At 73.4% G+C, this 13,868-nt stretch carries 10 protein-coding genes; 7 read left to right on the forward strand and 3 right to left on the reverse strand.

The features are described 5' to 3' along the window. Positions 1-2: 2 nt before the first annotated feature. On the forward strand, positions 3-2,198 hold the full coding sequence (scpA, locus tag IF27_RS17190; protein WP_052850468.1) for a methylmalonyl-CoA mutase: 2,196 nt from the start codon (positions 3-5) through the stop codon (positions 2,196-2,198). 13 nt (positions 2,199-2,211) lie between these two features. Then, the gene (gene meaB / locus IF27_RS17195) at positions 2,212-3,237 is read left to right on the forward strand and encodes a methylmalonyl Co-A mutase-associated GTPase MeaB (RefSeq protein WP_223291084.1); all 1,026 of its coding nucleotides are present in this window, start codon (positions 2,212-2,214) and stop codon (positions 3,235-3,237) included. Here the strand turns inward: meaB and IF27_RS17200 are convergent. Further along, positions 3,228-5,459 carry a discoidin domain-containing protein gene (locus tag IF27_RS17200; protein ID WP_052850469.1) on the reverse strand — a complete coding sequence of 744 codons (2,232 nt, stop codon included), beginning with the start codon at positions 5,457-5,459 and terminating at the stop codon, positions 3,228-3,230. The two genes, meaB and IF27_RS17200, sit on opposite strands and share 10 nt — an antisense overlap. Positions 5,460-5,710: 251 nt before the next feature. Between IF27_RS17200 and IF27_RS17205 the strand changes: the two genes are divergently transcribed. Further along, positions 5,711-6,853: a glycoside hydrolase family 88 protein gene (locus IF27_RS17205; protein ID WP_052850470.1), complete on the forward strand. Its 1,143-nt coding sequence runs from the start codon at positions 5,711-5,713 to the stop codon at positions 6,851-6,853. Positions 6,854-6,920: 67 nt separating this feature from the next. Here the strand turns inward: IF27_RS17205 and IF27_RS17210 are convergent, their stop codons facing one another. Beyond that, positions 6,921-8,156 (reverse strand): MFS transporter, encoded by a 1,236-nt coding sequence (locus IF27_RS17210; RefSeq protein ID WP_052850471.1) that lies wholly within the window; start codon positions 8,154-8,156, stop codon positions 6,921-6,923. An 86-nt stretch (positions 8,157-8,242) separates the two neighbouring features. Here IF27_RS17210 and IF27_RS17215 point away from each other — a divergent pair, with 86 nt between their 5' ends. Beyond that, complete coding sequence (locus IF27_RS17215; protein WP_052850472.1) at positions 8,243-8,593, forward strand: ArsR/SmtB family transcription factor; 351 nt, start codon at positions 8,243-8,245, stop codon at positions 8,591-8,593. A gap of 12 nt (positions 8,594-8,605) precedes the next feature. Here the strand turns inward: IF27_RS17215 and IF27_RS17220 are convergent, their stop codons facing one another. After that, positions 8,606-10,654 carry a glycoside hydrolase family 31 protein gene (locus tag IF27_RS17220; protein ID WP_052850473.1) on the reverse strand — a complete coding sequence of 683 codons (2,049 nt, stop codon included), beginning with the start codon at positions 10,652-10,654 and terminating at the stop codon, positions 8,606-8,608. A 228-nt stretch (positions 10,655-10,882) separates the two neighbouring features. Here IF27_RS17220 and IF27_RS17225 point away from each other — a divergent pair, with 228 nt between their 5' ends. The 3 genes from IF27_RS17225 to IF27_RS17235 all read left to right on the forward strand — a co-directional run bounded on the left by IF27_RS17225 (position 10,883) and on the right by IF27_RS17235 (position 13,550). Then, positions 10,883-12,232, forward strand: coding sequence for a hemolysin family protein (locus tag IF27_RS17225; RefSeq protein ID WP_110946009.1), 1,350 nt, complete (start codon positions 10,883-10,885; stop codon positions 12,230-12,232). Further along, positions 12,229-13,254, forward strand: coding sequence for a hemolysin family protein (locus tag IF27_RS17230; RefSeq protein WP_052850474.1), 1,026 nt, complete (start codon positions 12,229-12,231; stop codon positions 13,252-13,254). Before IF27_RS17225 ends, IF27_RS17230 begins: the two co-directional genes overlap by 4 nt. A gap of 107 nt (positions 13,255-13,361) precedes the next feature. Further along, positions 13,362-13,550 carry a DUF2795 domain-containing protein gene (locus IF27_RS17235; protein WP_052850475.1) on the forward strand — a complete coding sequence of 63 codons (189 nt, stop codon included), beginning with the start codon at positions 13,362-13,364 and terminating at the stop codon, positions 13,548-13,550. The last annotated feature ends 318 nt before the right edge of the window (positions 13,551-13,868 follow it).

The raw sequence follows: 13,868 nt of genomic DNA on the forward strand, positions 1-13,868 counted from the left end.
CGATGGCGCCGATCCCCGACTTCTCGGACGTCCCCCTCGGCCCCGCGCCGCACGACGAGGCCGCGGGAGCACGCGAGCGCTGGCGCGCCGCGGTCGCCGAGACGACCGGCCGCAGCGTGGACGAGCTGGTGTGGGAGACGCCGGAGGGCATCCCCGTCAAGCCGCTCTACACGGCCGACGACCTGGCGGGCCTCGACTTCCTGGGCGGCTACCCGGGGATTGCGCCCTACCTGCGCGGCCCGTACCCGACGATGTACGTGAACCAGCCGTGGACCGTGCGGCAGTACGCGGGGTTCTCGACGGCCGAGGAGTCCAACGCGTTCTACCGCCGCAACCTGGCGGCCGGGCAGAAGGGGCTGTCCGTCGCCTTCGACCTTCCCACGCACCGGGGGTACGACAGCGACCACCCGCGCGTCACGGGCGACGTCGGGATGGCGGGCGTGGCGATCGACTCGATCCTCGACATGCGGCAGCTGTTCGACGGCATCCCGCTCGACCGGATGAGCGTGTCGATGACGATGAACGGCGCGGTGCTGCCCGTCCTGGCGCTGTACATCGTCGCGGCGGAGGAACAGGGCGTGCCGCCGGAGAAGCTGGCCGGGACCATTCAGAACGACATTCTGAAGGAATTCATGGTCCGCAACACCTACATCTATCCGCCGCGCCCGTCGATGCGGATCATCTCCGACATCTTCGCCTTCACGTCGGCACGCATGCCGCGCTACAACTCCATCTCCATTTCCGGCTATCACATCCAGGAGGCCGGTGCGACGGCCGATCTGGAACTGGCCTACACGCTCGCGGACGGCGTGGAGTATCTGCGCGCCGGGCGGGAGGCGGGCCTCGCCGTGGACGCGTTCGCGCCGCGCCTGTCGTTCTTCTGGGCGATCGGCATGAATTTCTTCATGGAGATCGCGAAACTCCGCGCGGCGCGGCTGCTGTGGGCGCGGCTGGTGTCGCGCCTCGGCCCCGAGAACCCGAAGTCCCTGAGCCTGCGCACCCACGCGCAGACCTCCGGCTGGTCCCTGACGGCGCAGGACGTGTTCAACAACGTGACGCGCACCTGCGTCGAGGCCATGGCCGCCACGCAGGGCCACACCCAGTCGCTCCACACCAACGCGCTGGACGAGGCCCTGGCGCTGCCCACCGACTTCTCCGCACGCATCGCCCGCAACACGCAGCTGTTCCTCCAGCAGGAGTCGGGGACCACGCGCGTCATCGACCCGTGGGGCGGCAGCGCGTACGTCGAGCGGCTGACCCACGACCTGGCGCGCCGCGCCTGGCGGCACATCGAGGAGGTGGAGGCGGCGGGCGGCATGGCCGAGGCGATCGACGCGGGGCTCCCGAAGCTGCGCGTGGAGGAGGCGGCGGCCCGTACGCAGGCACGTATCGACTCGGGACGGCAGCCGGTGATCGGCGTCAACCTCTTCAGGGCGGCGAGCGACGAGCCCGTCGAGGTCAGGTCGGTGGACAACTCGGCGGTGCGCGCCAGCCAGCTCGCGAAGCTGCGGCGGCTGCGCGCCGAGCGGGACGGAGCCGCCTGCCGCGCGGCGCTGGACCGGCTGACCGAGGCGGCGGCGTCCGGCCGGGGCAACCTGCTGGAGGGGGCCGTGGCGGCGGCGCGCGCCCAGGCCACCGTCGGCGAGATCTCGGACGCGCTGGAGAAGGTCTTCGGGCGGCACGCGGGCCGCGTCCGTACGCTCTCCGGTGTGTACCGCGAGGAGGCCGGCGGCTCGCCGGGTGTGGAGCGGACGCGCGCGCTGGTCGCCGCGTTCGCGGAGGCCGAGGGGCGCAGGCCGCGCATCCTCGTCGCCAAGATGGGGCAGGACGGGCACGACCGGGGGCAGAAGGTGATCGCCACCGCCTTCGCCGACCTCGGGTTCGACGTGGACGTGGGCCCGCTGTTCCAGACCCCGGCCGAGGTCGCGCGCCAGGCCGTCGAGGCGGACGTGCACGTCGTGGGCGTCTCGTCGCTGGCCGCGGGGCACCTGACGCTCGTCCCGGCGCTGCGGGAGGAACTGGCCCTGGCGGGGCGGGAGGACATCACCGTCGTCGTCGGCGGGGTGATCCCGCCGCAGGACGTGGCGGCGCTGCGGGCGGCGGGCGCCGCGGCCGTGTTCCCGCCGGGCACGGTCATCCCGGAGGCGGCGTACGCGCTGCTGACGGAGCTGGCCGCGGATCTCGGCCTCGACCTGTGAGCCGGGGGGCGGCGTGACGCGGCGGCCGATCGACACGGACGCGCTGGCCGAGGGCGTGCTCGCCGGATCACGGGCCCAGGTCGCGCGGGCGATCACCCTGGTCGAGTCGCGGCGCGAGGACCACAGGCGGCTCGCGCAGCGGCTGCTGCTGGCGCTGCTCCCACACGCGGGGCGGGCGCGGCGGGTGGGGATCAGCGGGGTGCCCGGCGTCGGGAAGTCCACGTTCATCGACGCGCTCGGCTCGCTGCTGACGGCGGACGGGCACCGGGTCGCGGTGCTCGCGGTCGATCCGTCGTCCACCCGTACGGGCGGCTCGATCCTCGGGGACAAGACGCGCATGGAGCGGCTGGCCGTCGATCCGGCGGCGTTCGTGCGGCCCTCGCCGTCGGCCGGGACGCTGGGCGGCGTGGCGCGGGCGACGCGCGAGACGGTCGTGGTCATGGAGGCGGCCGGGTACGACGTCGTGCTGGTCGAGACGGTCGGGGTCGGCCAGTCGGAGACGGCGGTGGCCGGGATGGTCGATTCGTTCCTGCTGCTGACGCTGGCGCGTACCGGGGACCAGTTGCAGGGCATCAAGAAGGGCGTCCTGGAGCTGGCGGACGTCGTCGCCGTCAACAAGGCGGACGGCCCGCACGAGCGGGACGCGCGCCGCGCCGCCCGTGAACTGGCGGGCGCCCTGCGGCTGATGGGCCCGGCCGACGCGTCCTGGACGCCGCCGGTCCTCACGTGCAGCGCCCGGGAGGGCGCCGGGCTCGGCGAGGTGTGGGAGCGTCTCCAGGCCCACCGCGCCACGCTGGAGGCGACGGGACGGCTGGCGGCCAAGCGCCGTGACCAGCAGGTCGAGTGGACGTGGGCGATGGTGACCGACCATCTGCTCACCAGCCTGCGCCGTGACCCGGAAGTGCGCCGCCTCGCACCGCTGCTTGAGCAGCAGGTCCGGGACGGCGCACTCACCGCGACGCTGGCGGCCGAGCGGCTGATCGCCGCGTTCCGGCCGGGTCAGGACGGTGCCGACGGCACCGGGGGGACTTACGGGTAGTTGGCGACGTACTGGATCTGGTTCGCCAGGTTGGCCGTTCCTCCGGTGTCGTTGATCACGCGGTTGATCGTGCCGACGCCGCCGAGCGAGACGGACACGAGTCCGTGGAGCCGCACGCCCGGTTTGTTCGGCACTTCGAAGCTGCGTGCCGCGGTGACGGACGGGTTGACGTTGAAGTAGCAGTAGCTGCCGACGCCCCACGCCTCATGGGTGTTGACCGAGTCGGCGACCTTGTAGGCCGCGTAGCCCGGCGAGGAACCGTTCATCCAGGCGGCCTGGTTGGGCGGGTCGTAGGGCATCTCGTTCTGGTAGAAGTACGTCCGGCCGCGTTCGCCGTTCCAGATGGTCTGGTACTTCTGGTAGTGCTCGACGAACAGGCCGTACATCGTGACGTCGTCGCCGTTCACGATCAGGCCCTGGTCGGCCGTGTTCTGGTTCCAGCCGATGCCCGCGCCGTGGTCACCGCGCCACAGCCACAGGTGGTCGCCGATCACGTCGTCGCTGTTGACGGTGAGGCTGGTCGTCGCCCGGCCCACGTGCGCGCCGCCGATGCGGAAGTACACGTCGTGCAGCGAGGTCGGGTTGGCGGAGTGGTCGGCCGAGGATCCGGGCGGGCCGACCTCCATGAGGTTGGGCGAGTTGTTCGGACCGGCGTCGATGAACAGACCGGCGACCTTCACGCCGTCCACGTCGGCGACCGAGATGGCGGTCGCCCCGGTGTCCGGGATCAGGGTGGCGAGGCCGAGGCCGAGGACGACGGTGTTCGGGTTGGTGACGCGGATGGTCTCCGACAGGTGGTGGATACCGGGCGTGAACAGGAGGTGCTTGCCCTGCTGGAGCGCGGCGTTGATCGTCGCGGTCGAGCTGCCCGGGTGGACGATGTAGAAGTCGGCGAGCGAGACGGACGAGCCGGGCGCGTTGCCGTTCGCCCAGCTGGTGCCGACCGCGTTGCGGCGGACCGCGGGCACGAAGACGTTGTAGTTGCCCGAGCCGTCCACGTAGAGGAACGGCTTCTCACGGACGACCGGAGTCTGGCCGACGACCGTGTGCGAGGGGTTCGGGAAGTTCTGCGGCGGGGTGCCGGTCGAACCGACGAACACCATGTTCCACACCGAGCCGCTCCAGGCGCCCAGTTCGCTGTTGCGGGTCAGCCACTGCTGCTGCGAGCCCGACTCGACGAAGCCATCGATCTTGGTGTCGGCGAACAGGCCGCCGCTCGCCCAGCCGTCGCCGCCGTTCCACAGCTGCGTGCCGATGCCGCGCAGGTGCATGCGGCGGTACGGGGCGGCCTGCGAGACGGCCCAGCGCTCGATCTGGTTCGGCGGCAGGGTGACGGAGAAGTTCTCCACGCCGCGCCAGAAGTTCTGCGTGGCGTTCCCGAGGTTGTCGGGGTTGTCGCCCTGCTGGAGCCAGTCGGCCTCGACGCGGACGTGCCCGTTGATGTTGACGTCGTCCGGGTTGCGGCCGAGGCCCGCGATCTGGGTGTAGAAGCCCAGCGGGATGTCGAGGTTGTAGTTGCCCGGCTTGAACAGCACGGCGTAGCGCTGCTCACCGAACTGGTTGGTGTGCTGCTGGTTGTAGATCGTGTTGATCCGGCTCTGGATGGTGCCGGTCGGGGTGGACTGGTCGTACACCAGGACGTTCGGGCCCAGGTTCGGGTTGGCCGGGTCGGTCGGGGGCACCGAGGGGCCGCCGCCGCCGATCTCGCCGTAGACCTGGAACTCCCACAGCGAGTAGCCCCACGGGGTGGCGCGCTGCGTGCCGTAGACACGGACGTAGCGGGCGGTGCCGCTGACGCTGAGGGTGTCGATGCCGCCGTTGCCCGCGGTCGTCGAGTACACGGTGTTCCAGGTGGTGCCGTTGGCCGAGGTCTCGACGCGGTAGGCGCTGGCGTACGCGGCCTCCCAGTTGAGGACGACCTGGGTGAGCGTGGCCGAGCTGCCGAGATCGACCTGGATCCACTGGGGGTCGCTGAAGGCGCTGGCCCAGCGGGTACCGGTGGCGCCGTCCACGGCCGCCGAGGCGGGGGTGCCCGCGTTCTCGGTGGAGGAGGCCGTGACGGCCTTGTTCTGCGAAAGGAGCGTCGGGGCGGCCTCGGCGCGCTGGGCGGGGGCGACGAGCAGCCCGGCGGCGACCAGCAGGACGGCCCAGAGCATGGCGGCGCGGGAGCGTTGCCAGCTCGGTCGGTAGCGGCCCGGTGGGCGCGCGAACAGGGATGTCATGGGATCTCCTGGGTGGGGGCGGAAGCGGGTGAACACAGGAGAGAGCGCTCTCTCACGCCATCGCCAGGAGTGTTGTTGCGACCCCGTTTCGTGTCAAGGAGCTGAACGGACCGGAACCGTAAGGCGATTGACGCATACGGCGTTCAGCCTGGTGAACGCGTTCCGGATCTCGGCGGCCCGTGTTCAGGACGTGGACACGTCAGGTCTAGACCTTGACGATGGGAGCCCCCACCGACGGAGAGGTTGGTCCCATGGACAGGCGACAGCTCCTCGCCACCGCCGCGCTCGTCGCGGCCACGCCCGCCGTGCCGCTCGTCGCGGCGGCACCCGCCCACGCCGCGCCGCCCTCCCCCACGCTGCCGTCCCGCGCGGCGATCGTGTCCGTGCTGCGGCGCGTCACCGACCACTGGATCGGCGCGCACGGCAACCCGGGCGACAACCGCTGGGCGCGCGCGACGTTCTTCAGCGGCCTGACGGCCGTCCACCGCCTCACCGGCGAGCGCCGCTACCTCGACTACGCGCGCGGCTGGGCCGAGCGGCACGGTTACGGCCTGAACGCGGGCGTGACGACGCGTCACGCCGACAACCACAACGCGGGCCAGACCTATCTGGACCTGTACGAGATCGAGCCGGAACCGGCCAAGATCGCCGCCATCGAGGATTCGCTCCGGCGCATGGTCTACACCGATCGCCCGCAGAAGAACGACGACTGGTGGTGGGACGACGCGCTGCACATGGCCATGCCGCCCTTCGCCAGGATCGGGCGCCTCAGGAACGACACGCGCTTCTGGGAGAAGCTGTACGGCCTGTACAACCACACCAAGCGCGTCCAGGGCGGCCCCGGGCTGTACGCGCCGTCGCAGGGCGGCCTGTGGTACCGGGACGACCGGTTCCTGCCGGGCGGCATCCTCTCGCCGAGCGGCCGTCCCGTGCTGTGGTCGCGGGGGAACGGCTGGGTCGCGGCGGGGCACGTCAAGACGCTGAAGACGATGCCCGCGAACGCCGCGCACGTCCAGGAGTACCGCGACACGCTGGCGCAACTGGTCCGCGCGCTGCGGCCGATACAGCGGGCCGACGGCTTCTGGAACGTGAACCTGGCCGACGCCGCGCACCTGCCGGGCCCCGAGACGAGCGGCACGGCGTTCTTCGCGTACGGGACGGCCTACGCCGCCGCCACCGGTCTCGTGGACGCGGCGACGTACCTGCCGGTGGCGGCGCGGGCGTGGAACGGGATGGTCGCGACCGCCGTGCACCCGGACGGCTTCCTCGGCTACGTGCAGAACGTCGGTGACCGGCCGGAGTCCAGCCAGCCGGTGAACTACGGCACGACGGCCGACTTCGGGGTCGGCGCGTTCCTGCTCGCGGGCACGGAGCTGGCGGCGCTCGCCACCTGACCCGCGACCGCGTGGCCCGCGCCCCCCGTCGCCGCCCCGGAGGCACCGGCGGCGGGGGCGCGCGGCGTCACGCGCGCCGGTGGCCCCGCGCGAGGACCAGCAGCACCGCCACGCACAGCGCCGCCGTCACGGCGGCGAAGCACTGGACGGCGGTGAGGAGCCCCACGACGGTGGCGAGGAACCCGACGCCGACGACGGGCACGCTGACGCCCAGGTAGAGGATCACGTAGAACGTGGACAGCGCCTCGGCACGCCGGTCGGGCGGCGCGGCCTGGTTGACGGCGGTGAGGCCGCCGAGGAACGTGAGGCCCTGCCCGACGCCGCCGACGGCGGTCGCGGTGAGCAGCAGCGCGAGGGAGGACAGGCCCCCGGCGAGCGCGAGCAGGACGAGGCCGGTCGCGAGGAGGGGCAGGCCCGTCAGTTCGAGGCGCCTGGCGCTCCTGCCGTGTCCGGCGAGCTGGGCGAGCGCGGAGCACAGCAGCAGGAGGCCCACGGACGCGCCCGCCAGGAGCAGGTTGCGGCTGTCGGCGAGCGTGGTGACGTACGTCGGCACGAGGGTGAGGAACAGGCCGGTCACGGCGAACGCGAGGAAGCTGGCCGCTCCGCTGGAGACGAGGACGGGCCGCATCCCGGCGGGGACGCCGGGCCGCCTGGGCCGCCGCCGCGCGCCCCGGGCGGCGGTCGGCAGGGCGGCGACCGCGACGGCCGCCGGGACCAGCAGGGCGATCTCCACGGCGAACGGCAGGACGCCGGGCGCGGGGGCGTACTCGGCGAGCAGCCCGCCGAGGAGCGGGCCGAGGCCGAGGCCGCCGACGGAGATCACGGTGGAGACGAAGGCGGCGCGGCGGTGGTCGCCGGCCGGTTCGAGTTCGGTCAGCGCGGCGGTGAGCGGTCCTGAGGCGGCGCCGAGGGCGATGCCCTGGAGCGCGCGGGCGGCGAACAGCCAGCCGGGGCCCGTGGCCAGCGCGAAGGCAAGCGATCCGAGGGCGGCCAGCGTGACGGCCCCGAGCAGCAGCGCGCGGCGGCCGAGCAGGTCGGTGAGGGGCCCTGCCGACAGGAGGGAGGGGATGAGGACGGCCGCGTAGACGGCGAAGACCAGCGTGACGACGAGGGCGGAGAAGCCGAAGCTCTCCTGGTAGCCGCGGTAGAGCGGGGTGGGGACGTTGGTGCCGACGAGGAGGACGAGGAGGGTGTACGCGGCGCCCCTGAACCGCCATCGGCCGCCGGGCGCGGGCGGCCCGCCGGGGACGGCGGCGGCTGGGGCGGGGTGCCGCCGCGTGACGGCGGGGCGTTCGGTGGACATGCGACTCCTCCACACTCCGATGTTCGGCCTGGACGAACATAACAGATGTTCGAGAAAGTCGAACATGCTCTGCTAGGCTCGCCGCCATGGCCAGCCGCACCGCGACCCCGCTCGTCCATCCAGGCCGTGACCAGCTGCGGTTCACGACCGTGCTCGCCGCCCTGAGCGATCCGGTACGGCTCGCCATCACCGCCCGCCTCGCCGACGCGGGACCCGGCGGCGAGCTGGCGTGCGCGACGTTCTCGCTGCCGGTCAGCAAGTCCACCCAGAGCGGCCACTTCAAGGTGCTGCGGGAGGCGGGCGTCATACACCAGCGGGATGAGGGCACCCGGCGGCTCAACCGGCTGCGGCGCGACGACCTCGACGCCCTCTTCCCCGGCCTGCTCGACCTCGCCGTCCCGCACGGCCGCGAGATCATGACCGGCTGGGACGGCTGAACGCCGCCGCCGTCAGGCCGGGGTGAGCACGCCGTCCAGCCCGCGCTCCGCCCGCACGAAGGCGGGGTACTCGCCCGGTTCGCAGTGGATCTCACGCCAGCCGGGCCCGCGCTGCGGCGCGCAGCCGAGCAGCGGCAGCCACTCCCCCTCCGGCACCCACAGCGTGCTGCGTCCGCCCGGCTCCAGGAGCGGCGCGACGAGGATGTCGGGCCCCAGCAGGTACTGGAGGTCGGCGTCGCGCGCGGCGCGGTCGCCCGGGTAGGCGAGCGGCATGGCGCGCATCAGCGGCAGGCCGTCGGCCGAGGCCGCCAGGTAGCGGCGCATGCGCTGCCGTAGGCGGCAGGCGGCGATGGCGGCCGAACGCGCGGGCTCCGGATAGGCCGTCGGCTCGCGGCGTCCTACGCCGTGGAAGCGCATGAGGGGCGTGAACGCGGCGAGTTGGGCCCAGCGCCCGTACAGCTCGGGATCGACGTCGGCGAACACGCCGTCGGGCGTCATGTGTTCACGCAGCACCGCCGCGCGCTCGTAGGCGGCGGGCGTCCAGAAGCCGCCCGCGTCGTGGCTGACGGCCGAGCAGCCGCTGAGCGACATGGACAGCACGGCGCGCAGCGTCGAGACGAGGCCGCTCCAGGTGGAGGGCAGGTCACCGGCCCAGTGTGCGGCGTCGCGCTGGGAGCCCGCCGTGCCGGAGCGGGCGACGGGCACGAAGTCGCCGCCCCTGGCGCGCAGCCCGGCCTCGCGGACGGCGCGCTGGTAGAGGAGGCCGTAGCTGTTGCGGCGCTCGGTGCCGCGGGTGCCGTCGGCGAAGACGGCCTCGTCGGGGATCTCCTCGCCGAAGTCCGCGAGGACGGCGGAGTTGCCCTCCTCGCGCAGGACGGCAGCGAGGCGTCCGACCCACCAGGCGTGCGCGTCGGGGTTGGTGAAGTCCACCGGCAGCGAGTCGGGGTTGTCGGCGGTGGCGGCGGGGCGGCCGTGGATGTCGTGGACGAGGAAGCCGCGCCGCTCCACCTCGTCGGCCAGGGGCGTGCCGCGCTGGACGTAGGGGTTGATCCACAGGCTGGTGCGGACGCCCCGCTCGGTGAGGGGACGGGTCCAGCCCGCGGGGAAGCGCGCGCGGTCGGCCGGTGCGGTCCAGGCGGCGGCGGTGAGGACGTTCTCGTCCAGCCACTCGTCCACGTGCACCACGTCCACCGGGCAGTCGGCCGCCTCCAGCTCCTCCACGGTCCGCACGACCTCGTCGGCCGTGAAGTAGGAGGACCTGCTCATCCACACGCCGTACGCCCACTCGGGCATGTCCACCGAGTGGCCGGTCAGGGTGAGGTAGCGGTCGAGGAGGGTGGGGGCGTCGCCGGTGAGGAGGAAGAGGTCGAGTTCGTCGCCGCGCACCTCGATGCGGGCGGCCTCGGAGTGGGTGGCGCCGAGGTCGGCGGCGACGGGCCCGCCGGTGTTGGCGAACAGACCCCAGCCCGCGTCCGACCACAGGAACGGGATGTTGAGGTACGCGGAGTCACGCCCGGCCGCGCGGTCCTCCTCGATGTTGCGCAGGCTGCGGCGGCGTCCGCGCAGGTTGATGCCCTGGTAGCTCTCGCCGCCGCCGTAGACGGCCGCGTCGGGCGCCAGGTGCACCGTCTCGACCCAGCCCGCCGGGCGGCCGGGCGCGGCGGCCAGGTGCCCGGCGTGGAAGGGCACGGTCGCGCCCTCGTGCTCGGAGAACCGCGCGAACGGGCCGAAGCGCAGCCCCTGCGGCGCGGCCTGCTGGGACGGCAGCTCGCCGGTCGTGCCCTCGTCCCACAGCGCCTGGACGCCCGGACCCGTGATCTCGGTGCCGCCGGGGACCCGGCGCAGCAGCGCCGGGCGGTGCGGCAGGTCCATGAGCGCGGGGGACGCGCCCCGGGGGCCGGGGTCGGCGCCGGTCGGGCTGACCAGGCGTATCCGCAGGACGCCGGGGAGCGGCACGGTGCAGGAGAAGCGCACCGTGCGGCCCGAGGCGAGGGTGACCCGGAGGAATTCGCGGTCCGCCGCCGGTTCCGCGGCCACGTAGGGGTCGGTGCGTGACGTCATCGGCGGCGAGTACCCGGGGCCGGGCGGGGCTAACGGGCGGTGCCGCCGGGGGCGGGCCGCCATGGCGGCGGGTGGCCCGGGTAGATGCATTCGGGTACCGGCGCGCCGCCGTCCCGCACGGCGTCCGCGCGCCGGTGGCCGTGCGCGCCGACAATGTGCGCCGCCGGGATGGATCGCGGGAACAGGTGGCCGGTCCCGGCCAGGGACGGACGGAGAGGGGGCGAGATGCTGACCGAGATCGTGCTCGTCGTGGTCGCGCTGGCACTGACGCTGGCGTGTTCGGTGTTCGTCGCGGCGGAGTTCTCGCTCACCACGGTGGAACGCGGTGAGCTGGAGCGTGCGGAGGCCGAGGGACAGAAGGGCGCGTCGGGCGCGCTGCGGGCCGTGCGGGCGCTGACGCTCCAGCTGTCGGGCGCGCAGCTGGGCATCACGGTGACGTCGCTGGTCATCGGCATGCTGGCGGAGCCGTCGCTGGCGGCGCTGCTGCACGGCCCGCTGGAGTCGCTGGGGCTGCCTGACGGCCTGGCGTCCACGCTGGCGGTGGCGCTGGGCATCACGCTGTCCACGGTCGTCCTGATGGTGGTGGGCGAGCTGGTGCCGAAGAACTGGGCGATCTCCAGCCCCCTGCGGATCGCGCGGGCCGTCGCCGGGCCGCAGCGGGCGTTCACGCACGCGTTCGGGCCCTTCATCCGGCATCTGAACAACACGGCGAACCGGTTGGTGCGGCTCTTCGGGCTCGAACCGACGGAGGAGCTGGCCTCGGCCCGCACGCCGCAGGAGCTGGTGGCGCTCGCCCGGCACTCGGCGGCCGAGGGCGTGCTGCCGCCGGACTCGGCCGAGCTGTTCGTCCGTACCCTGCACCTCGGCGACCTGACGGCGGAGAACGTGATGACGCCCCGGGTGGACGTGCACGCGCTCGCCGCCACGGCGACCGCGGCCGACGCGGCGAACCTCACGCTGGCGACCGGCCTGTCCCGCTTCCCGGTCTACGACGACGGTCTCGACGACATCGTGGGCCTCGTGCACATCAAGGACGTCCTGGCGCTCGACGACGGTGTGCGGGCCGACACGCCGGTCTCCCGGCTGTGGACGGAGCCGCCGCTCGTGCCGGACACGCTGCCGGTGGACCGGCTGCTGGAGCGGCTGCGGGGCACGCGGTCGATGGCGGTGGTCGTGGACGAGTACGGCGGGACGGCCGGGGTCGTCACGTTGGAGGACATCGTCGAGGAGGTCGTCGGCGAGGTCCGCGACGAGCACGACCCGGACGAGGACCCCGACCTGGCGCCCGTCGGCGCGGGCGGCTGGGAAGCGGAGGGCCGGGTCCGCGTGGACCAGCTGGCGGGCGTCGGCCTCCGGGTGCCCGAGGGCCCGTACGAGACGGTCGCCGGGCTGATCGCCGCCCGTCTGGAGCGCATCCCCGAGGAGGGCGACGCGGTGGAGGTGGACGGCTGGCGGCTGGACGTGCTGGTCGTGTCGCGGCACCGCGCGGACCGCGTGCTGATCAGGGCGCCTCGGACCCGGCCGGACGGGCGCCGGGAGCCGGATGAGGCGGGCGGGGAGGCGGAGGCCGCCGGATGAACACCGTGCACCTGGCGATCGGCGTGCTGACGCTGGTCACGAACGCGTTCTTCGTCGGCGCCGAGTTCTCCCTCATCTCCGTGCGCCGCGACCAGATCGAGCCGCGCGCCGAGCGGGGCGAACGGCGGGCGCGCACCGTCCTGTGGGCCCTGCGGCACCTGTCGCAGATGCTCGCGGCGGCGCAGCTCGGCGTCACCGTCTCCTCGCTGGTGCTCGGCGCCGTGGCGGAACCGGCGATCGCGCACCTGCTGGAGCCCGCCTTCGACGCCGTGGGCGTGCCGGTCTCGCTCGGCCACACGGTCGCCTTCGCCGTCGCCCTGCTGATCGCGACGTACGCGCACATGCTGTTCGGCGAGATGGTGCCGAAGAACGTCGCGCTGGCCGCGCCGGAGCGGACCGTGCTGCTGCTCGCTCCCCCGCTCGTGGCGCTGACGCGGGCGCTGCGGCCCGTCATCTTCGGGATCAACGCGCTGGCCAACGCCGTGCTGCGCCTGCTGCGCGTGGAGACGCGGGACGAGGTGGCGTCCGTCTTCACGGACGAGGAGCTGGCCCGGCTGGTGCGCGATTCGTCGGACGCGGGGCTGCTGCCGCCCGACGAGGGCGAGCGGCTGCGGGACGCGCTGGCCCTCGGCAGCCGCGCGGTGGCCGAGGTCATGGTGCCGCTGGCGCGCATGGTGACGGTGGACCACCGGGTCACGCCGCGGCGGCTTGAGCGGACGTCGGCCGAGTCGGGCTACTCGCGCTTCCCCGTCACCGGTCCTGGCGACCAGGTCATGGGGTTCCTGCATGTGAAGGACACGCTGGAGCGGACCGAGCGCGACCGCCCCTTCCCGCGCACGGCGCTGCACCCGGTGGTGCGGGTCAGGCTGGACACGCCGCTGGACGACGCGCTGACGGCGATGCGCGGCACGGTGACTCACCTGGCCGCGGTGATCGGCGGGAACGGGCGGCTGCTGGGCTTCGTGACCATGGAGGACGTGCTGGCCGAGCTGGTCGGCCCGCCCGCGCCGCGCGCGGCCTGATTGGTGCGCCGAGCCGTCGGGTACGCGGAAGACGCACACGGAACAGACCAATCACGCATGACGGACAAGAGCGGATGGACCGCACGGAATCGAGAAGGAGGCCGAGCATGGGCAAACCGAATCCGATCGAGGTGCAGAAGGCGCTCAAGGGCATCAGCTATCCGGCCGACAGGTCGGACCTGGCCGAGCAGGCGAAGCAGAACCACGCCGACCAGGGCCTCGTGCAGCGCATGGAGACGCTGAAGGGCGACACCTTCGAGCGGCCGAGCGACGTGCAGAAGGCGCTCTTCGACTGACGGCGCCGCCACCCCTTCCGTGAACGGTGGCACGCCACGACAGCCCCCCGGCCCGGAAGGCCGGGGGGCCGTCGTCGTCCTGCTACTCGTGTGGAGGTGTGCAGCGGTCCTCGGGCGCGCGGCACAGGTAGCCGCGGCCTTTGCAGTGCCAACAGCGGTGCGGCGCCGGTACGCCCATGGCCGGGCCGGCCACGGGGACGTACAGCGTCTCCCGGACCTCGGTGCGCCTGCCCGTGCATGCCTGGCACTGCTGGTGCGGCCCCGGGCAGTCGTCCGGCGGGCCTACTGGCTGATCCATCCCGTCCCTCCGCAGGAGCC

It is taken from the genome of Streptomyces avicenniae (assembly GCF_000719135.1).
Taxonomy (GTDB): Bacteria; Actinomycetota; Actinomycetes; order Streptomycetales; family Streptomycetaceae; genus Streptomyces; species Streptomyces avicenniae.

Coding starts and splice junctions, on each gene's coding strand:
- IF27_RS17200 (WP_052850469.1), bottom strand. CDS start 5,459: ATGACATCCCTGTTCGCGCGCCCACCGGGCCGCTACCGACCGAGCTGG.
- IF27_RS17230 (WP_052850474.1), top strand. CDS start 12,229: ATGAACACCGTGCACCTGGCGATCGGCGTGCTGACGCTGGTCACGAAC.
- IF27_RS17215 (WP_052850472.1), top strand. CDS start 8,243: ATGGCCAGCCGCACCGCGACCCCGCTCGTCCATCCAGGCCGTGACCAG.
- IF27_RS17235 (WP_052850475.1), top strand. CDS start 13,362: ATGGGCAAACCGAATCCGATCGAGGTGCAGAAGGCGCTCAAGGGCATC.
- IF27_RS17220 (WP_052850473.1), bottom strand. CDS start 10,654: ATGACGTCACGCACCGACCCCTACGTGGCCGCGGAACCGGCGGCGGAC.
- scpA (WP_052850468.1), top strand. CDS start 3: ATGGCGCCGATCCCCGACTTCTCGGACGTCCCCCTCGGCCCCGCGCCG.
- IF27_RS17210 (WP_052850471.1), bottom strand. CDS start 8,156: ATGTCCACCGAACGCCCCGCCGTCACGCGGCGGCACCCCGCCCCAGCC.
- IF27_RS17205 (WP_052850470.1), top strand. CDS start 5,711: ATGGACAGGCGACAGCTCCTCGCCACCGCCGCGCTCGTCGCGGCCACG.